The organism is Micromonospora sp. NPDC023633 (assembly GCF_040640035.1).
Classification (GTDB): domain Bacteria; phylum Actinomycetota; class Actinomycetes; order Mycobacteriales; family Micromonosporaceae; genus Micromonospora.
Genome location: NZ_JBFABB010000070.1, coordinates 18,319 through 36,671, shown reverse-complemented (window position 1 = coordinate 36,671; position 18,353 = coordinate 18,319). Strand labels below are relative to the sequence as shown.

Sequence of the window (18,353 nt, the reverse complement as noted above, 5' to 3'; positions counted from 1 at the left end):
GCGGCGGCGCCGACGCGTCCAGCGAGCCGCCGGGCGGGCGCGCCGGGATCCGCTGACCTCGCCGGTCCGGGTCGCGCGGCCCCCGGCACCGTCAGGTCAGCGCGGCGACGACCGTGCCGGCCAGCTCCTCGTGCTGGGCGTACGCGTCGGGGTAGGCCGAGACCTGCACGGCCTGGGCGGCGCCGGCCACGCTCATCTGCTGCCAGCCCGGGACGTCGCGCAGCGCCTCGTAGAAGGCCCGCGCGGCGTACGACGGGCGCATCAGCTCGCGTACCGTGCCCCAGCCGCTGCTCGGGCGCTGCTGGAACAGGCCCACCGAGTCGTGGTCCGAGCCGCTGCCCTGGTGCGGGTACCGGCTGGACTCCGGAAGCACGTCGCTGGCGAGGTTGTACAGCCGGCTCTCCTGCATCGCGGTCGCCACGGCGACCACCAGGGCGCGGCGGGGCATCTTCAGCTCGACGCCCACGTCGACGATGACCTTGGCGTTGTCCATCTGCGCCTGGGTGAGCCCGGCGACCGGGCGGGGGCGGGGCGGCGGGGCCGGCTTGCGCGGGGCCGGCTTGCGGGTGGCCGAGGGGGTCGGCTTCGGCGTCGGGCTGGGGCTGAGCGTGGGGGAGGGGGAGACGGCCCGGTCCAGCGACCGCGAGGCGCGGTCGTCGTCGACGGACCGCTCGGCCAGCGCCTCGGCCACGGGCTCCCGCGCGGCGTCGGCGTCCTCGCGCGTGCCGGCGAACGCGGCCACGCCGAGGCAGCAGGTCACGCCGGTGGCGAGCGCGACCCGCACGGGTGTCGAGGCGAGCAGGGCCCGGCCGCCGCGACGCTGCCGCTCCGGAGCGCGATGACGGCCGGTCGTCCGTTCGGTCGAGGCGGGGTCGTCCGGGTGGGTGGCCGGTCGATCCTGGGTCAGCTTCTGGTCGGGGTGGTCGTCGTGGTGCACCCGCCGAGGCTAGAAAGGCGAGCCCCTCTTGCCATCGGCCTGCTTGGTGGCATGCGCCACAATTTGCGCCGATCTGCGGGCCGATAACGCCCGCCGGGCCACCAACTCCGCCATCTCCTCTTGTCGGATCCTTCGCCTATATCCGGTAAGGAATGGCTTATCGGGCGAAGAGTCGATCTTGAGTCAGAGTGGAATGACGGGGCAGAGCCTCCACCGAACGGTGGAGGCCGTTCCCGACCCCGCGGACGACCTCGGGTCGGCCCCCGAGGCGACCCGATCCGCCCCCGGGGCTCGCCCGCCGGTCGGTCAGTGCCGGCCGTTCTCCGCCGGCGTCACGGTGAGCCGGTGCCGGCTGCCGTCGCCGCTGGAGAAGGGCCATAGCCGGTCCGCGTGCTCGACCAGCTCGGCCAGCTGTTGCCGGCTCAGCCCGGCGGACGAGATGGACGCGTGCACGTCGGCCCGGTACCGGCCGTCGTCGTCGCGCCTGAGCTTCGCCTCCGCGCGTACCTGCACGGTGTGCGCCTCGTCGGTGATCTCGCCCGCCGCCTCGACCGCCGCGTGGTGCAGGCAGGACGCGAACGCGGCGGCGAGCAGCTGCTCCGGGGTCAGCCCCGAGCAGTGCGGCGCCAGCGGGGACGCCAGGGCAGTGGACAGGCTTCCGTCGTCGGTGCGTACGTGGCCGCCCTCGGCGGTCGCGGTGGCCGTCTCGTTCAGCCAGGAGCTCGATTCCGGCATCGCGTTCCTCCCGTCGCTCACCCGCCCGGCTACCCGGCACCCGGGCGGTGAAACCGCAGGTGGTTGGCGGGAGGCCGGAGGGCGCTGTCGAAGGCGGCCCACGACGCCGGCGCGCCGGACGTTCAGCCGGCCTGGGTGGACCAGTCGGGCAGGGCGGCCGCCTCGGTCACCTCGGCCGCCGCCCGCTCGGTCCACGGCGAGATCGACCCGCCGCGCTGCCGCGGCGGGGTGGGCTGCCGCAGCGGCACGTACACCCGGGCGTCCACCGCCTCCGCCAGCAGCAGTGCGGCCATCAGGCTGGACGGCCGGTCGGCCGGGTCGTCGGCCAGGCAGCTCGCGCACAGGTCGGCCACCTCCGGCGGCAGCCCCTCGATCTCCGGCAGCGGCAGCGGCGGCTGCCGCCGGCGTGCGCCGAGCAGCTGGGTCGTGGTGCCCGCCTGGTACGGCAGCCGGCCGGTCAGGCAGTAGTAGAGCAGGACGCCGAGGGCGTACATGTCGGCGGCCGGGGTGGCGGGCGCCCGTTCCAGCTGCTCCGGCGCGAGGTAGGCCGGCGTGCCGACCACCATCCCCTCCGGCGACCGGTCGGGGGTGCCGGACGGGGTGGCGATGCCGAAGTCGAGCACCTTCACGCCGGCCGGGGTCAGGATCACGTTCGCCGGCTTGACGTCGCGGTGCACGATGCCGTGCGCGTGGGCCGCGGCCAGCGCGGCGCTCACCTCGGCGCAGACCCGGACGGCGATGCGCCAGTCCAGCGGCCCGGCCCGCAGGTGCGCGGCCAGCGTCTCGCCCTCGGCCAGCTCCATGACGATGTAGGGCACCTGTGCCTCGGGGGCCGTCCCGCAGGTGCCGAAGTCGTGCACGAAGGCCACGTTCGGGTGCACCAGCCGGGCGGCGGAGCGGGCCTCCGCGCGGATCCGCTCCACGGAGGTGTCCTGGCCCTCCTGCCCGGGGGACATCACCTTCACCGCGACCGGCCGGTCCAGCACCGCGTCGTGGGCCCGCCAGACCTCCGACATGCCGCCGATGCCGATGCGCTGTTCGAGCCGGTACCGCCCGTCCAGCGTTCTCATCGACCGCTCCCTGTGCTCGTGGCCCATCCCGCGACGGGCCGCCCAAAGCTGCGGTACCCGGGCTCCGATCAGGGCAAACCGCTGCCGGATCCGGGCGGCGCCGCCCTGCGCTGCGGTAGCTTGCGAGCCAGGGCCGGTGTCGGGGGCGGTACGCGGAAAGGCGGGCGCGCGGATGAGCGAGGTGACCGTACGCTTCGTCGGCGGCCCGGCCCACGACCTGGTCCGGGCGTTGCCCGCCGAGCCGGACGGCTCCCCGCCGGCGCACTGGATCCTGCGCCACCCCGACGGCGCCGGGCCGGCCACCGCCGGCGGGCCGGACCACCTCTACCAGCGCGAGCATCGCGCCGGCGGCGACACCTGGACGATGCGCTTCGTGCACACCTACCCGGTGGGAATGACCGAATGAGACCGGCCGCCGCACGCCGGGCGGGGCGGCCACCGTGGCGGTCGGCCGCCCGGCGGTGCTGACGGCCGACGCACAGCGGGGACACAGGTGACGCACGGGTCGGGCACAGCGGGCCGGCCCACCATGGGGGCATGGTGACGGACGGGCGGGCCGGGGCGGGCCGCATCGAGCTGCGCCGCCCCGACGGGGAGCCGGTGCGGGTGCTGGTGGTCGACGACGAGCCGACCCTGGCCGACCTGCTGTCGATGGCGCTGCGCTACGAGGGCTGGCAGGTGCGTACGGCGGGCGACGGCACGTCGGCGCTGAGCGCGGCGCGGCAGTTCCAGCCGGACGCCGTCGTGCTCGACGTGATGCTGCCCGACCTGGACGGCTTCCAGGTCCTGCGCCGCCTGCGTGAGCACGCCCCGACGGTGCCGGTGCTCTTCCTGACCGCGCGCGACGCGGTGGAGGAGCGGATCGCCGGGCTGACCGTCGGCGGCGACGACTACGTCACCAAGCCGTTCAGCTTGGAGGAGGTGATCGCCCGGCTGCGGGCGCTGCTGCGCCGCTCGGGCTTCGCCGTCGCCGCCCGCCCGGACGCGGTGCTCACGGTCGGCGACCTCAGCCTCGACGAGGACAGCCACGAGGTGCGCCGCGACGGCCGGCCGATCACCCTCACCGCCACCGAGTTCGAGCTGCTGCGCTACCTCATGCGCAACCCACGCCGGGTGCTCAGCAAGGCGCAGATCCTCGACCGGGTCTGGCACTACGACTTCGGCGGTCAGGCCAACGTGGTGGAGCTGTACATCTCGTACCTGCGGAAGAAGATCGACGCGGGCCGGAAGCCCATGATCCACACGCTGCGCGGCGCGGGGTATGTCCTCCGACCGGCGGAGTGAGCGCTCCGCTGGCCGGCTCCGCCACCGGCTGGCCGGGCTGTCGCTGCGGACCCGCCTGGTGGTCATCCTGGTCGCCCTGCTGGCCCTGGTCAGCCTCGCCATCGGCGGGATCACCACGGTCGCGCTGCGGCAGTTCCTGATCGACCGGGTCGACGAGCAGTTGACGCCGATGCGGACGGGTCCCGGTCGGGGCGCGCCGTCGCCCTTCGAGGTGCCGCCCGGCGCGACCGGCGGGCCGGACGCGCGGATCCCCCGGGGCCTTCCGCCGGGGACCGTCGCCGCGGAGGTGGTCGACGGTCGGGTGGTGCGGGCCTGGACCCTGGCCGGCCGGGAGGAACGCGCCGTCCCCGCCGAAAACCTGACCGGCCTCGCCGACCTGCCCACGGACGGCCGGCCCCGCACCCGCGAGCTGGGCGGGCGCGGCGACTACCGGGTGGTGGCACGCCAGCTTCCCGGCGGCACCGTGCGGGTGCTCGGCCTGCCGCTGTCGGGCGTGTCGGAGACCGTCTGGTGGATGGTCGCCGCGCAGGCCGGCGTGGCGACCGTGGGGCTGCTCGTCGCCGGCGGGGCCGGTGCCCTGGTCGTGCGGGCGACCCTGCGCCCGCTGCGCCGGGTGGCCGCCACCGCAGGCCGGGTCAGCGAGCTGCCCCTGGACTGCGGCGAGGTGGCGCTGTCGGTGCGGGTCCCGGCCGCCGACACCGACCCGCGCACCGAGGTCGGGCAGGTGGGCGCGGCGCTGAACCGGATGCTGGGGCACGTCGGCGCCGCGCTCGCCGCCCGCCAGGCCAGCGAGACCCGGGTGCGCCAGTTCGTCGCCGACGCCAGCCACGAGCTGCGCACCCCGCTGGCGGCCATCCGGGGGTACGCCGAGGTCGCCCGGCGCGGCCGGGCCGAGGTGCCGCCCGACGTGGCCCACGCGCTGCGCCGGGTCGAGTCCGAGAGCGCCCGGATGACCCGACTCGTCGACGACCTGCTGCTGCTCGCCCGGCTCGACTCGGGCCGTCCGCTCGCGGTCGAGCCGGTGGACCTGTCCGCCCTGCTGGTGGACGCGCTCGGCGACGCGCACGTCGCGGGGCCGGAGCACCGGTGGCGGCTCGACCTGCCGCAGACCGTCGTCCGGGTGCCCGGCGATCCGGCGCGGCTGCACCAGGTGCTGGCGAACCTGCTGGCCAACGCCCGGGTGCACACCGCAGCCGGCACCACGGTCACCGCCACCCTGCGGCTCGCCGGCGACGTCGCCGTGCTCGGCGTCGCCGACGACGGTCCGGGCGTGCCGCCGCCGCTGCGGGCCGAGGTGTTCGAGCGTTTCTCCCGGGGCGACAGCTCCCGGTCGCGGGCGCACGGCAGCACCGGCCTGGGCCTGGCGATCGTGGCCGCCGTGGTGGCGGCCCACCACGGCTCGGTGGAGCTGGACAGCCGGCCGGGGCGGACCGTGTTCACCGTCCGGCTGCCGGGCGCCGCCACCGAGGCGTGAGCGCGCCGCGCCGGGGCGGCCGACGCGTGTCCGGTTCGACGGCGACGACCGGTGCCGGCGCGCGGGTCGACGTTCAGTCGGCCAGCAGTTCGGCGAGGGCCTGCCCGATCCGGTCGGCGTGCCGCCCGTCCGGGTCCTCGTCGGCGTTGAAGTCGGTGACGCTCATGCCGAGCAGCCGACCCGAGCACACCAGCGGCCGGGCCAGCGCGATCAGGTCGGCCCAATCCAGGCCGCCCGGCTCCGGGTAGCTGACCGCCGGCAGCACGAGCGGGTCGAGCACGTCGAGGTCGAGGTGCAGCCAGGCCGGCGTCGTACCGACGGCGAGCTCCCGGCCCACCGCCGCCGCGTCGGCGCCGCGGATCCGGGTCGCCGGCACCAGGTGGACGGCCGGGTCGACCCGGGAGGCCTCCCTGCCCTCCGTGGCCCGGTCGAGCGGCCGGTGGCCGAGCACGTACACCTGGTCGGGGTCGACCAGCGGCCCCTCCCGGTCGAGGACCCCCGCCGGGCCGTGGTCGGTGACGATCGACAGGTCCATGTCCGCCGCCTCGCCCGTGGGCGAGGTGCGGCCGTCCTCGAAGTCGAGGTGGGCGTCGAGAAACCACAGGTCGAAGCCGGCGGGCAGCCCCTGCAGGATGCCCGGCAGGATCGCGCAGTCGCCACCGAGCACCAGCGGGTGGCGCCCCGTGCCGATCAGGGTCGTCACCCGGACGGCGGTCGCGCGGGCGGCGCGGCGCACCTGGTCGACGCCGATCACCCCGGTCTCCGGATCCCGGACCGGGTCGGTGATCAGGGCGTCGACCCCGCCGGCGTCGGCCACGCCCAGCCGGCCCAGCAGCCCGGCGGCCCGCAGCGCGGCGGGCGCGCGGTGCTCGCCCCGGCCGCGTCCGGAGGAGTCGAGGGGAGCGTCCAGCACCGACCATCGCACACCCGGAGGCTAGCCCGAGCGTGGCAGGCTGGGCGGCATGTACCGGGAACGTCCGGCCGGGTTCGCCGGCGCGGTGCTCTGGACCAGCGCCACGACAGCGGGCGCCGCGCCGACCAGGGTGCTCCCCGACGGCTGCGTCGACCTGCTCTGGTCGAGCCGTCTCGGGCTCGTGGTGGCCGGGCCGGACCGCACCGCCCACCTCAGCGGCGGCGGGCCGGCGGAGCGCTGGGTGGGGCTGCGGCTGCCGCCGGGCACCGGCCCGGCGGTGCTCGGCGTACCGGCGATCGAGCTGCGCGACCGGCGGGTGCCCCTGGCCGAGCTGTGGGGCGGGCGGGACGTCGCCCGGCTGGCCGAGCGGGCGGAGACGGCCCCGGCCGACGTGCTCACGCAGATCGCCGCGCGACGGCTGCGGGCGGCCGGCGGGCCCGATCCGCTCGGCGCCCGGGTGCCCGCCGCGCTGGCCGCCGGCACCACCGTGACCGCGACCGCCGCCGGGGTCGGCCTCGACCCGCGCGCCCTGCACCGCCGGTGTCGGCACCTGTTCGGGTACGGCCCGAAGACCCTGGCCCGGATCCTGCGGATGCGGCGCGCGCTGGCGCTGGCCCGCGCCGGCACCCCGCTGGCCGAGGTGGCGGCCCGCTGCGGCTACGCCGACCAGGCCCACCTGACCCGGGACGTACGCGACCTGGCCGGGGTGCCGCCGACCGCCCTGCTGCCCCGCTGAGCGTGGCTATGGAGACCTATTGGCATGACTTCAGATGTGGTTCCTGCCGGCGGCGATCCCCGCCGGCTCCTGGCCGAGGCGCGGGGCCTGGCGCGCCGGGTTCGTCTGGCCCAGCGGGTGACGTGGCTGCCGCTGCTGGTGCTGGCCGTGGCGACCTTCGGCGCGATTCCGGTTTCCGGGTGGGGTCCCACGGTCGTCAGCGACTGCCGGGCGGTGGGCGGCGATCAGGTGTGCAGGATCTGGGAACCGGTCCCGCAGCTCTACTGGCTGGCGGCGCTCTCCCTGGCGTACGTGGTGATCGCCGGCGGCTACCTGCGGGTCGCCCGGGCCCGGGCAGTGGACGCCCGGGTGCGACCGTACGTGCTCACCGGTGTCGCGCTCACGGTCGTGCTGTTCGCCGCCCTCGCGGCCGGCGCGGGTGCGTGGATCGTTCCCGACCCTCAGCTCCTCGACCCGCCCGCTTTCGTCCGGGTCCTGTTCCGGCTGCTCACTCCGATCGGCGGGATCGGGCTGGCCCTGCTGGTGCTGGCCTGGCTGGAGCGGCATCCCGCGCTGCTGGTGTTCGCCCTCGGGTACCTGACGGTGGTGCTGGTGCCGGTCGACTTCGGCTGGGGAGCCCACTGGGGCGGCCGCTGGCACGACGCGCCGATGCTCATCATCAGCGGCGGCGTGCTGCTGCTGGGCGGCGCCGGCTTCGTGCTGGCGCAACGGCTGCGGCGGCACCGGTGACCGGCCCCCTCGACGCCTCGGCGTCGGACGGGACCACACCCGCCCATCCGGTCACCGAGCTCGACGACGTGGTGCACCAACAGGTCCGGCTCGGCATCCTCACCATCGCGCACGAGGCCCGCCGGGTCGAGTTCCGCTTCCTGCGTACCCAGCTGGACCTGACCGCCGGCAACCTCCTCGCCCGGCCCACGCCGACCTGATACGCGGTCAGGCCCGGGGGAGCGGGGCGAACAGGTCCACGCCGTTGCCGTCCGGGTCGCGCACCACCGCGTACCGCTGGCCCCAGAAGGCGTCCCACGGGGGCAGGTGGCCCTCGTGGCCCTCCGCCACCAGCTCCGCGTAGAGCCGGTCCACCTCGGCCGGGTCGGCACACCGGAAGGCGAGGCTGGCCCCGCCGCCGCCCCCGGGCCGCCAGTCCGGGTCGAACGCGCGGACGGTGTCGGCGGTGTCCCAGGCCAGCCGGAGGCCCCCGGGCAGGATGACCTCCACGTGCGGCGCGGTGTCGGCGTCGGCCGGGATGTCGAGGCCGAGCCGCCGGTAGAAGGCGAGGGAACGGGACAGGTCGCTGGTGACCATCCCGATGAGGTCGAGTGTCGGTGTCATGGGCCCCACGGTAGGGACGTCCCCCGGCGCGCGTCTTGAACGAAACGGACGGCGGACGGAGTGCCGGTGTGGCCTTCACGGCCGGGACGATCGGCGTAGCGTGTCAGACAAGTCCGGCTTTCCGGGCAAATACCCCAAGGGGTCCTGCCTGCGTACGCCGGTCTCGAGACGCGAGGGAAGGAGCGGTCGGTGGAACACCTGGCCTACCTGGACGCGGGGTCCGGCAGCCTGATCGTGCAGGCGGTGGTCGGCGGGGTGGCCGGCGCCGCGGTGGCGGCCAAGCTCTACTGGCGGCGACTGGTCGACCGGTTCCGCCGCCAGCCCACCGACCAGCGCTGACCCCGGCCGATGGTGACCTCCCGCACCGGTCTGCGCACCGAGCCAGGCTCCTTCCGCGACCCCGCCAACCGGGTCTTCCACCTCGACGGCGACGTGCTGCGCGGGCTGGACGAGCAGGCCGCCGGGGAGTGGCGGGCGCTGACCGCCAGCGAGTTCTTCCCGCCGCTGCTGGCCGCCGGCAAGGTGTGCGGCACCGAGGCGGTCGAGTCGCCGACCGTGCCGTCGGGCGACCGGTGGGCCGCCGTGCTCCGCCACGAGCGCATCCCGTTCGTCTCCCACCCGTACGAGTGGTCCTTCACCATGCTCCGCGACGCGGCGCTGCTGCACCTGGAGATCCTGCGGGCGGCGCTGCCGGCCGGGTTCACCACGAAGGACGGCTCGGCCTACAACCTCCAGTGGCGCGGCGCCGAACCGGTGTTCATCGACGTCGGCTCGTTCACCCCGGCCCGCGACGGCGAGCCCTGGGCCGGGTACCGGCAGTTCTGTCAGACGCTGCTCTACCCGCTGCTGCTCGGCGCCCACCTCGGGCTGGACTTCCGGCCCTGGCTGCGCGCCCGGGTCGACGGCATCGAGCCCGACCAGATGCGCCGGCTGTTCGGCGGCGCCCGGCGGCTGCTGCCCGGCGTGCCCACCCACGTGCACCTGCACGACGCGATGCAGCGGCGCAACGCCCGCGCCAGCACCGCCGACGTCCGTTCCCAGCTGCGGGCGGCCGGCTACTCCCGCGAGCTGGCGCTGGCCACCGTGCGCGGGATCGAGAAGCTCGTCCGGCGGCTGGAGCCCCGCCCGGCGGCCAGCCACTGGGTCGACTACCAGCGCACCTGCGCGTACACCGCCGACGACCGGGCCGCGAAGGAACGCTTCGTGACCGAGGCGCTGGCCGGCGGGCCGCGACCCCGCCTGGCGCTGGACCTCGGCGCCAACGACGGCCGGTACGCCCGGCTCGCCGCCCGGCACGCCGACTACGTCGTCGCGGTCGAGCAGGACCCGGGCGTGGTGGACGGGCTCTACCGGGACCTCCGCGCGGCGGGGGAGCGGCGGATCCTGCCCCTGGTGATGGACCTCGCCGACCCGTCGCCCGGCGGCGGCTGGCGCGGCGTCGAGCGGGCCTCGTTCGCCGACCGGGCCGGCGCCGACGCGGTCCTCGCCCTGGCCGTGGTGCACCACCTGGCGATCGGGCGCAACGTGCCGCTGCCCGAGGTGCTGGACTGGCTCGTCGGGCTCGCCGCCCCCGGCGCCCGCGTGGTGGTGGAGTTCGTCCACCCCGAGGACCCGATGGCCCGCCGGCTGCTGGCCAACAAGCCCGAGGGCCTCTTCCCCGACTACCGGCCGGCCGAGTTCGAGCGGCTGCTCGCCGCGCGCTGCCGGATCGCGCGGCGGCTCGACCTGCCCTCGGGCACCCGGACGCTCTACGCGGCGGTCGTGGGTGGCTGAGCCGGCGTCCGGGCCGGGCCACCGGCTGTCCGGCGGCTGGCGTACGGAGCTGGGCCGGACGGCCGAGGTGGTGGGGCTGGCCGGGCTCGTGGTCACCCAGCCGCTGCTGGACGTCCTCGGGCGCAGCCCCGACTTCTTCCTGTTCCACCGGGCCGACCGCGGGGAGATCCTGCTGCTGGTGGCGCTGGTCGCGCTGGTGCCCACCGCCGCCGTGGCGCTGCTCGGCGCGCTGTCCCGGCTGGCCGGACGCACCGCACGGTCGGCGACGCACACCCTGCTGGTCGGCCTGTTGCTCGCCGCGCTGGCCGTGCAGGTCGGCCGGCACGGCACGCCGCTGCGGGGCGTACCGCTGCTGCTGCTCGCCGCGGTGGCCGGGGCCGCCGGGGCCGCCGCGCACCGGCGGTGGCGCGCGCCCGGGCGGGTGCTGCGGCTGGCCGCGGCCGGACCGCTGCTCTTCGTGGGGCTGTTCGTGTTCGCCTCGCCCACCTCGACGCTGGTGCTGCCCCGGGGCGAGGGCGGCGCCGCCGGGGTGGCCGGGCCCGGCAACCACCCGCCGGTGGTCGTGCTGGTCCTCGACGAACTGCCCCTGGTGTCCCTGCTCGGTCCGGACGGGCGGATCGACGCCGCCCGGTTCCCGCACTTCGCCGAGTTGGCCGCCGGCTCCACCTGGTACCGCAACGCCACCGGCGTCAGCGGCTGGACGCCCTACGCGCTGCCGGCGATGCTCACCGGCCGGTACCCGCAGCGGGCGGCGGCGCCGCACTACTCGCAGTACCCGGACAACCTCTTCACCGCCCTCGGCGGACTGTACGACGTCCGCGCCGAGGAGAGCATCACCCGGCTCTGCCCGCCCAGCCGCTGCGAGCAGCCGGTCAGCCCGGAGCAGGGGATGGGCGTGCTCGTCCGGCAGGCCGGCGGGCTGCTGCGCCAGGTGACCGCCCCGGTCGACAGCCGCGTCGACCCGGAGGACTCGTACCGCGAGCGGACCCGCGCGGAGGCGGGCATCGACGCCGCCGAGCCGGTGCCGGCGGACCCGAAGTTCCGCTGGGACAGCCTGGACGACAACCAGCCGGCCCGGTTCACCAGTTTTCTCGCCGGGCTGCGGCCGGCGCCCCGACCCACCCTGCACTTTCTGCACCTGCTGATGCCGCACTCGCCGTGGGCGTACCTGCCGTCGGGGGCGCGCTACGACGCACCGGGGGACCTGCCGAACGACGGCGACGGCTGGGCGGAGCTGGCCCGCCGGCGGCACCTCGCGCAGCTCGGCTACACCGACCGGCTGATCGGCCAGACCCTGCGTACGCTGCGCTCCAACGGCCTCTACGACCAGGCCCTGCTGGTGGTCACCGCCGACCACGGCGTCAGCTTCACCCCGGGCGCCCAGGGCCGGGGCATGGACGCCATCCGGACCGCGCCCGGCGAGGTCGCCTGGGTGCCGACGTTCGTCAAGACCCCCGGCCAGCGCGCCGGGCGGATCGACGACCGGAACTGGCAGCACGTCGACCTGCTGCCCACCATCGCCGACGAGGCGGCCGTCCGGCTCCCGTGGCCGGTCGACGGCCGGTCCGCCCGGCAGGCCCCGCGCGCCGACGCGGGCAAGGTCTTCTACGACCGCCCCGGCCAGCCGACCCCCATCGCCGGCGGCGTGCCGGCCCCGGTCGCGCCGCCCGCGCCCCATCCGCTGGTGGGCACCGCCGTCGGCGACCGCCCGGCGGGCGGCACCGCCCGCGTCGGGGACCTGGCCGCGTTCGGCGCGGTGGACCCGGACACCGGGCGGCTGCCGGCCGCCGTCTGGGGCGACGTGCCCGACGAGGTACCCGACGGCACGTCGCTGGCGATCGCCGTCAACGGCCGGGTCGGCGCGGTCGTCCCGGTGGTCCCCCGCGACGCCGGGGGACGCCGGTTCGCCGCCCTGCTCGCCGACGACCGGCTCTTCCACGCGGGCGCGAACCGCCTCGACGTCTACCGCGTCGCCACCGACGGCACCCTCCTCCGCCTAACCCTCTCCTGACCCGGCCCCCGGCCCTCCGTGGCCCCCGGCGCCGTCCCCGCGCCCAGTGCTGTCGATCATGAGGTTTGCGTCCGGGAACGCGTTTACCGGAGACGCAAACTTCATGATCACCGCGCGAGGGCGGGGCGGACGGGCGCCATGGGGGTGGATGGGGGCAGGGGCGTTGGCCGAGGAGAGGGCGGGCGCGGGCGGGCAGTGGGGGTGGGCGTAGCGTTCCCATGCCTCGTCGGCTCCGGCGCGCCCGGATTGCGCGGGTTTCCCGGCTGGCTGGTCGGGAAACGGGTGACGCATGCCTCACCGTCGAACCACGCCGGGCGGTATCTCCTCGACCGTGATTACGGTAAAAGCGAAGGCAATTCAACGCAGATCTGCCGGCGAAGCGAGGGAAACATGACGGAAGTCAAGCTCGATCACCCCGGTGGGCAGCTTTCGATGCCGGTGCAATCCGCGGTCGAGGGCCCCGCCGGCATCGGGGTGGGCAAGCTGCTGAAGGAAACCGGGATGACGACGTACGACCCCGGTTTCGTCAACACCGCGGCCTGCTCGTCCGCCATCACCTACATCGACGGCGACGCGGGGATCCTGCGCTACCGGGGGTACCCGATCGAGCAGCTCGCGGAGAAGTCCTCCTTCCTGGAGGTCTCCTACCTGCTGATCTACGGTGAGCTGCCGACCCAGCAGCAGCTGACCGAGTTCACCGAGCGGATCCGCCGGCACTCGCTGCTGCACGAGGAGATGCGCCGCTTCTTCGACGGCTTCCCGCGCGACGCGCACCCGATGGCCGTGCTCTCCTCGGCCGTCAGCGCCATCTCCACCTTCTACCAGGACAGCCTGGACCCGTTCGACGCCTCGCACGTCGAGATGTCCACCGTGCGACTGATGGCGAAGGTCCCCACCATCGCCTCGTACGCCTACAAGAAGTCGATCGGCCAGCCGCTGCTGTACCCGGACAACTCGCTGGGCTACGTGGAGAACTTCCTGCGGATGACCTTCGGCGTGCCGGCGGAGCCGTACGAGGTCGACCCGGTGACGGCCAAGGTGCTGGACATGCTGTTCATCCTGCACGCCGACCACGAGCAGAACTGCTCCACCTCGACCGTGCGGCTGGTCGGCTCCAGCAACGCCAACCTCTTCGCCTCGGTCTCGGCCGGCGTGAACGCCCTCTTCGGCCCGCTGCACGGCGGCGCCAACCAGGCCGTGCTGGAGATGCTGGAGAAGATCCAGGCCGACGGCGGCGACGTCGCGTCCTTCGTCCGCAAGGTGAAGGACAAGCAGGACGGCGTGAAGCTGATGGGCTTCGGCCACCGGGTCTACAAGAACTACGACCCGCGCGCGGCGATCGTGAAGAAGGCGGCCCAGGACGTGCTCGGCCGGATGGCCAAGCCCGACCCGCTGCTGGACATCGCCATGCAGCTGGAGGAGATCGCCCTCGCCGACGAGTTCTTCGTCTCCCGCAAGCTCTACCCGAACGTGGACTTCTACACGGGCCTGATCTACAAGGCCATGGGCTTCCCGACCAAGATGTTCACGGTGCTCTTCGCGCTGGGCCGGCTCCCCGGCTGGATCGCGCAGTGGCGCGAGATGATCAACGACCCGGAGACCAAGATCGGCCGCCCGCGGCAGGTCTACACCGGTGCCCCCGAGCGGGCGTACACCCCGTTCGAGCAGCGCTGACGACCACTCCACGGCATAGGCAGGCCGTCGACCCACCCGGGTCGGCGGCCTGCCGCCGTTCCGCCGTCCGCGGGAACTCCCACGACGGCACTGGAACGCGGCGGGTCGGCGGGCAATCCCCCGCCGACAGGCGGGGAGGCCAGGCGGCAACTCATCCAAGATCCTGTACCTGTGGATGTTCGCTCTTATGAGCTTCGAAGCCGCTCACCGAAATCGCAGCGGTAGACCACGGGGAGTAAGAAATGCGGAGATGTGGGCTCGTCACCCGGATCCCGAACGGGCACTGGGTGGCCCTGGACTGCCACGGCTACGGCGACACCATCAACGGCTGGAACGGCTGGACCCACGTGCGGTACGGCAACGGCGGTCCGACCTACTCGGGCTGGGTGTTCGATCACTACCTCGACGACGGCGGGTCGTACATCGACTGCTGACCGGTCCGCCTGTCGCGGGCGTCGGCACGGCCCCTGCGGCACCGTCGCGATCATGGAGTTGTGGTGGGCGTTGAGCCGCACTCAAGCCGTCTGCACGGGATCACCACTCCATGATCGCGACGAACCGGGGTCGGGAGGTCAGCGCAGGCCGGCGGCGGCCAGCAGGTTGCCCTCGGCGACGGACGGCACGGCGCGGCCCCGGGTCACCCGCTCGGCGACGAAGGCCGGCGCGGTGGCGATCGCCGCGGCGTAGGCGGCGGCCGTGCGCTGCGCGATGGCCGACCAACCGTACCGCTCGTGCACCATGACGCGGGCCCGGCGGGCGAGCTGGCGGGCCCGGTCCCGGTCCGACAGCAGCGCGTCGACGGCGTCGCTGAGCCCGTCCGGGTCGTGCGGCCGGAAGGTCATCCCGGTCACCCCGGGCTCGACGATCTCCGCGAGGCCGCCGGTGGCCGACACCGCGAGCGGCGCGCCGGCGGCGGCGCCCTCCAGGGCCACCATGCCGAACGGCTCGTAGATGCTCGGCACGGCGAAGCAGTCCGACGCGGCCATCACGGCGGGCAGGTCGGTGCCGCCGAGGAAGCCCGGCAGGCTGACCGTGCCGCCGAGGCCCAGGCGGTGCACCTCGGCCTCCAGCTCCCCGCGGTACGGCCCGTCGCCGACGATGACCGCGCGCAGCCCGGGGTGCCGCTCGCGCAGCCGGGGCAGCCCGGCGATCAGGTGCTGCACGCCCTTCTCGTAGACGAGCCGGCCGGCGAAGGTGACCAGCGGCCCGTCCCCGGCGAAGCGGGCGCGGGCCTGCGCCACCGCGGCGGCCGGGACCCGCCAGCGGTGCGGCTCCACCCCGTTGGGCACCACGTCGACCCGGCCCGCCGGCACGCCGAACAGCCCGGTCACCTCGTCGCGCATGTAGCCGGAGCAGACGATCACCCGGCCCGACTCGCCGGCCAGCCAGTGCTCGACGCCGTGGATGGTGCGGTTCATCTCCTCCGGCAGCCAGCCCTGGTGCCGGCCGGCCTCGGTGGCGTGGATGGTGCTGACCAGCGGGATGTCCAGGTGCTCGCGCAGGGTCATCGCGGTGTGCGCGACGAGCCAGTCGTGGGCGTGGATGACGTCGTAGGAGCCGGCCTCGGTGGCGCGCAGCGCGGCGCGGGTGAGGGTGTGGTTGAACGCCATGGTCCAGGCGAGCAGGGAGGAGGTGGCCAGCGGGAAGGTGACCGGGTCCTCGGCGGCCCGGACGATCCGGACGCCGTCGGCGTACTCCTCCAGGGGTGCGCCCTCGCTGTGCCGGGTGACGACGGTGACCTCGTGCCCGGCGGCGGCGAGGGCGACCGAGAGAGCGTGCACGTGCCGGCCGAGGCCGCCGACCAGGACCGGCGGGTACTCCCAGGAGAGCATGAGGATGCGGCGGGTCTGCGGGGGCGTGCCCGGTCCGGCCGCCGTCGGGATCTGGGGCCGGGAGGTGAGGGTGGGCCGGTGGACCCGGCCCGGGGTGGTGGTGGGCTGCTCGCCGACCCGCAGCGTCGTCACATCAATCTCCGTCCATGCATGGTGGAACGCGCCGGCAACGGTGACGGCAGAACGAGTGGTGGGGGTGGCCGAGGGGCCGACTGGAGACGCGCGTGCGCGCCCCGCGAACAAGCAAAGGGCATGCGGGCCGATCCCGCATCTCGAAAGGGGTCAAGGTGACGGACGACACCCGAAGGTCCAGCTCGCATCAGTCGGGTGGATATCGGTCGCCGGCCGAACGGGTGGATTGGCGGCGGAGCGCGCGGGGCAATACCCGCTCGCGCGCCGCCGGCCCCCGCCGTGTGGTGCGCTCATGGTGCGGTGCGCGCTCATGATCTTGCAAAGGAGCGACATGCAGGTCTGGCCGGGTGAGCGGTACCCCCTGGGGGCCACCTACGACGGGATGGGCACCAACTTCGCCATCTTCTCCGAGGTGGCCGAGCGGATCGAGCTGTGCCTGTTCGACGAGTGGGACACCGGGGCCGAGCGACGGGTCGAGCTGCGGGAGGTCGACGCGTACGTCTGGCACGCGTACATCCCGGGCATCGAGCCGGGGCAGCGGTACGGCTACCGCGTGCACGGGCCGTACGACCCGGCGAACGGGCTGCGCTGCAACCCGGCCAAGCTGCTGCTCGACCCGTACGCCAAGGCGGTCGACGGCGACGTGCGGTGGGACCCGGCCGTCTACGACTACGAGCACGGCGACCCGGAGCGGATGAACACCACCGACTCGGCGCCGTTCATGCCGAAGTCGGTGGTGGTCAACCCGTACTTCGACTGGGGCAACGACAAGCCACCCCGCGTCCCCTACCACCACTCGGTGATCTACGAGGCGCACGTGCGCGGCCTGACGATGCGCCACCCGGACATCCCCGAGGAGCTGCGCGGCACGTACGCCGGCCTCGCCTCCCCGCCGATGATCGAACACCTGACGACGCTCGGGGTGACCGCCATCGAGCTGATGCCGGTGCACCAGTTCGTGCACGACCACCGGCTGACCGACCTGGGGCTGCGCAACTACTGGGGCTACAACACCATCGGCTTCTTCGCCCCGCACCACGGCTACTCGGCGCTCGGCCACCTCGGCCAGCAGGTGCAGGAGTTCCGGGGCATGGTCAAGGCGCTGCACGCCGCCGGCATCGAGGTCATCCTCGACGTCGTCTACAACCACACCGCCGAGGGCAACCACCTCGGCCCGACGCTGAGCTTCAAGGGCGTCGACAACGCCAGCTACTACCGGCTCAGCGAGGAGGACAGGCGCTACTACGTCGACTACACCGGCACCGGCAACAGCCTCAACGTCCGCAGCCCGCACTCGCTCCAGCTGATCATGGATTCGCTGCGGTACTGGGTGACCGAGATGCACGTCGACGGGTTCCGCTTCGACCTCGCCGCCACCCTCGCCCGGGAGTTCTACGAGGTCGACCGCCTCTCCACCTTCTTCGAGGTCGTGCAGCAGGACCCGGTGGTCAGCCAGGTCAAGCTGATCGCCGAGCCGTGGGACGTCGGGCCGGGCGGCTACCAGGTGGGCAACTTCCCGCCGGTGTGGACCGAGTGGAACGGCAAGTACCGCGACACCGTGCGCGACTTCTGGCGCGGCGAGCCGGCCACCCTGGCCGAGTTCGCCTCCCGCATCTCCGGCTCCGCCGACCTCTACCAGGACGACGGGCGCCGACCGTTCCACAGCATCAACTTCGTCACCTGCCACGACGGGTTCACCCTGCGCGACCTGGTCTCGTACAACGACAAGCACAACGAGGCCAACGGCGAGGAGAACCGGGACGGGGAGAGCCACAACCGGTCCTGGAACTGCGGCGTCGAGGGCGACACCGACGACGAGGCGGTACGCGCCCTGCGGGCCCGGCAGCGGCGCAACTTCCTGGCCACCCTGGTGCTCTCCCAGGGCGTGCCGATGATCGGCCACGGCGACGAGCTGGGCCGCACCCAGCACGGCAACAACAACGCCTACTGCCAGGACAGCGAGCTGGCCTGGGTCGACTGGGACGCCGCCGACACCGACCTGCTGGAGTTCACCCGCAAGCTGGTCGACTTCCGCCGCCGCCACCAGGTGTTCCGCCGCCGGCGCTTCTTCACCGGCCTGCCGGTGCGCTCCCGGCTGGTCGACGAGCCCCTGCCGGACCTGGCCTGGTACACCCCCGACGGTCGGGAGATGACCGGCGAGGACTGGGGCAACGACTTCGGCCGCGCCGTCGCGCTCTTCGTCAACGGCGAGGGCATCCGCGAGCGCGGCCCGTACGGCCAGCGCCACGTGGACGGCTCCTTCCTGCTCTGCTTCAACGCCCACGACGCGCCGCTGGACTTCACCGTGCCCGGCCCCGAGTTCGGTCAGCGCTGGGAACTGGTGATCAGCACCGCGGAACCGGAACCGGAGAAGACCACGGTGGTCGAGGCGGGCGGCACGCTCTGCGTGCCCGACCGGTGCGTGGTGGTGCTGGAGAGGAAGGCCTGAC

Annotated in this window: 17 protein-coding genes and 1 pseudogene; 12 read left to right on the top strand and 6 right to left on the bottom strand. The window is 74.4% G+C overall.

All coding sequences use genetic code 11. From position 1 onward, the window contains the following. Window positions 1-91: 91 nt before the first annotated feature. From AB0G13_RS21540 to AB0G13_RS21530, 3 genes are all read right to left on the bottom strand, one after another. On the bottom strand, window positions 92-937 hold the full coding sequence (locus tag AB0G13_RS21540) for a hypothetical protein (protein ID WP_357876779.1): 846 nt from the start codon (window positions 935-937) through the stop codon (window positions 92-94). A gap of 306 nt (window positions 938-1,243) precedes the next feature. Next, entirely contained in the window at window positions 1,244-1,672 is a 429-nt protein-coding gene (locus tag AB0G13_RS21535; protein ID WP_357876777.1) for an OsmC family protein, read from the bottom strand. A gap of 122 nt (window positions 1,673-1,794) precedes the next feature. Beyond that, window positions 1,795-2,742: a serine/threonine-protein kinase gene (locus tag AB0G13_RS21530; protein ID WP_357876775.1), complete on the bottom strand. Its 948-nt coding sequence runs from the start codon at window positions 2,740-2,742 to the stop codon at window positions 1,795-1,797. A 172-nt stretch (window positions 2,743-2,914) separates the two neighbouring features. On the opposite strand from AB0G13_RS21530, the gene AB0G13_RS21525 reads away from it, so the two are divergent. From AB0G13_RS21525 to AB0G13_RS21515, 3 genes are all read left to right on the top strand, one after another. Beyond that, window positions 2,915-3,148: a hypothetical protein gene (locus AB0G13_RS21525; protein ID WP_357876773.1), complete on the top strand. Its 234-nt coding sequence runs from the start codon at window positions 2,915-2,917 to the stop codon at window positions 3,146-3,148. 131 nt (window positions 3,149-3,279) lie between these two features. Next, complete coding sequence (locus tag AB0G13_RS21520; RefSeq protein ID WP_357876771.1) at window positions 3,280-4,026, top strand: response regulator transcription factor; 747 nt, start codon at window positions 3,280-3,282, stop codon at window positions 4,024-4,026. Next, complete coding sequence (locus tag AB0G13_RS21515) at window positions 4,004-5,500, top strand: HAMP domain-containing sensor histidine kinase (RefSeq protein WP_357876769.1); 1,497 nt, start codon at window positions 4,004-4,006, stop codon at window positions 5,498-5,500. Before AB0G13_RS21520 ends, AB0G13_RS21515 begins: the two co-directional genes overlap by 23 nt. 73 nt (window positions 5,501-5,573) lie before the next feature. On the opposite strand, the gene AB0G13_RS21510 is transcribed toward AB0G13_RS21515, so the two are convergent. Then, window positions 5,574-6,425 (bottom strand): arginase family protein, encoded by an 852-nt coding sequence (locus AB0G13_RS21510; RefSeq protein WP_357876767.1) that lies wholly within the window; start codon window positions 6,423-6,425, stop codon window positions 5,574-5,576. 37 nt (window positions 6,426-6,462) lie between these two features. Here AB0G13_RS21510 and AB0G13_RS21505 point away from each other — a divergent pair, with 37 nt between their 5' ends. The 3 genes and pseudogenes from AB0G13_RS21505 to AB0G13_RS21495 all read left to right on the top strand — a co-directional run. Continuing rightward, window positions 6,463-7,149: a helix-turn-helix transcriptional regulator gene (locus tag AB0G13_RS21505; RefSeq protein WP_357876765.1), complete on the top strand. Its 687-nt coding sequence runs from the start codon at window positions 6,463-6,465 to the stop codon at window positions 7,147-7,149. A 24-nt stretch (window positions 7,150-7,173) separates the two neighbouring features. Next, on the top strand, window positions 7,174-7,878 hold the full coding sequence (locus tag AB0G13_RS21500; protein ID WP_357876763.1) for a hypothetical protein: 705 nt from the start codon (window positions 7,174-7,176) through the stop codon (window positions 7,876-7,878). A gap of 68 nt (window positions 7,879-7,946) precedes the next feature. Then, window positions 7,947-8,054: pseudogene (locus tag AB0G13_RS21495) on the top strand (transcriptional regulator); the annotation flags it as partial. A 31-nt stretch (window positions 8,055-8,085) separates the two neighbouring features. Here AB0G13_RS21495 and AB0G13_RS21490 read toward each other — a convergent pair. Further along, window positions 8,086-8,481 carry a VOC family protein gene (locus tag AB0G13_RS21490; protein WP_357876761.1) on the bottom strand — a complete coding sequence of 132 codons (396 nt, stop codon included), beginning with the start codon at window positions 8,479-8,481 and terminating at the stop codon, window positions 8,086-8,088. A gap of 189 nt (window positions 8,482-8,670) precedes the next feature. Here AB0G13_RS21490 and AB0G13_RS21485 point away from each other — a divergent pair, with 189 nt between their 5' ends. From AB0G13_RS21485 to AB0G13_RS21465, 5 genes are all read left to right on the top strand, one after another. After that, entirely contained in the window at window positions 8,671-8,820 is a 150-nt protein-coding gene (locus tag AB0G13_RS21485; RefSeq protein ID WP_165947858.1) for a hypothetical protein, read from the top strand. Between the two features lie 9 nt (window positions 8,821-8,829). Then, entirely contained in the window at window positions 8,830-10,254 is a 1,425-nt protein-coding gene (locus AB0G13_RS21480; RefSeq protein WP_357876759.1) for a class I SAM-dependent methyltransferase, read from the top strand. Further along, entirely contained in the window at window positions 10,247-12,265 is a 2,019-nt protein-coding gene (locus AB0G13_RS21475; protein WP_357876757.1) for a sulfatase-like hydrolase/transferase, read from the top strand. Before AB0G13_RS21480 ends, AB0G13_RS21475 begins: the two co-directional genes overlap by 8 nt. Window positions 12,266-12,655: 390 nt before the next feature. Continuing rightward, window positions 12,656-13,939, top strand: a complete 1,284-nt coding sequence (locus tag AB0G13_RS21470; protein ID WP_357876755.1) for a citrate synthase — start codon at window positions 12,656-12,658, stop codon at window positions 13,937-13,939. A gap of 242 nt (window positions 13,940-14,181) precedes the next feature. Then, on the top strand, window positions 14,182-14,373 hold the full coding sequence (locus tag AB0G13_RS21465) for a hypothetical protein (RefSeq protein WP_357876753.1): 192 nt from the start codon (window positions 14,182-14,184) through the stop codon (window positions 14,371-14,373). Window positions 14,374-14,511: 138 nt separating this feature from the next. Here AB0G13_RS21465 and AB0G13_RS21460 read toward each other — a convergent pair whose 3' ends face one another. Beyond that, entirely contained in the window at window positions 14,512-15,903 is a 1,392-nt protein-coding gene (locus tag AB0G13_RS21460; protein WP_357876751.1) for a glycosyltransferase family 4 protein, read from the bottom strand. A 331-nt stretch (window positions 15,904-16,234) separates the two neighbouring features. On the opposite strand from AB0G13_RS21460, the gene glgX reads away from it, so the two are divergent. After that, a complete protein-coding gene (gene glgX, locus AB0G13_RS21455; protein ID WP_357876749.1) occupies window positions 16,235-18,352 on the top strand; it encodes a glycogen debranching protein GlgX in 2,118 nt (705 codons plus the stop codon). The last annotated feature ends 1 nt before the right edge of the window (window position 18,353 follow it).

What these genes read in the sequence shown, in the direction of transcription:
- AB0G13_RS21530 (WP_357876775.1), bottom strand. Translation starts at nt 2,742, where the DNA reads ATGAGAACGCTGGACGGGCGGTACCGGCTCGAACAGCGCATCGGCATC.
- AB0G13_RS21470 (WP_357876755.1), top strand. Translation starts at nt 12,656, where the DNA reads ATGACGGAAGTCAAGCTCGATCACCCCGGTGGGCAGCTTTCGATGCCG.
- AB0G13_RS21535 (WP_357876777.1), bottom strand. Translation starts at nt 1,672, where the DNA reads ATGCCGGAATCGAGCTCCTGGCTGAACGAGACGGCCACCGCGACCGCC.
- AB0G13_RS21465 (WP_357876753.1), top strand. Translation starts at nt 14,182, where the DNA reads ATGCGGAGATGTGGGCTCGTCACCCGGATCCCGAACGGGCACTGGGTG.
- AB0G13_RS21490 (WP_357876761.1), bottom strand. Translation starts at nt 8,481, where the DNA reads ATGACACCGACACTCGACCTCATCGGGATGGTCACCAGCGACCTGTCC.
- AB0G13_RS21520 (WP_357876771.1), top strand. Translation starts at nt 3,280, where the DNA reads ATGGTGACGGACGGGCGGGCCGGGGCGGGCCGCATCGAGCTGCGCCGC.
- AB0G13_RS21480 (WP_357876759.1), top strand. Translation starts at nt 8,830, where the DNA reads ATGGTGACCTCCCGCACCGGTCTGCGCACCGAGCCAGGCTCCTTCCGC.
- glgX (WP_357876749.1), top strand. Translation starts at nt 16,235, where the DNA reads ATGCAGGTCTGGCCGGGTGAGCGGTACCCCCTGGGGGCCACCTACGAC.
- AB0G13_RS21505 (WP_357876765.1), top strand. Translation starts at nt 6,463, where the DNA reads ATGTACCGGGAACGTCCGGCCGGGTTCGCCGGCGCGGTGCTCTGGACC.
- AB0G13_RS21500 (WP_357876763.1), top strand. Translation starts at nt 7,174, where the DNA reads ATGACTTCAGATGTGGTTCCTGCCGGCGGCGATCCCCGCCGGCTCCTG.
- AB0G13_RS21515 (WP_357876769.1), top strand. Translation starts at nt 4,004, where the DNA reads ATGTCCTCCGACCGGCGGAGTGAGCGCTCCGCTGGCCGGCTCCGCCAC.
- AB0G13_RS21525 (WP_357876773.1), top strand. Translation starts at nt 2,915, where the DNA reads ATGAGCGAGGTGACCGTACGCTTCGTCGGCGGCCCGGCCCACGACCTG.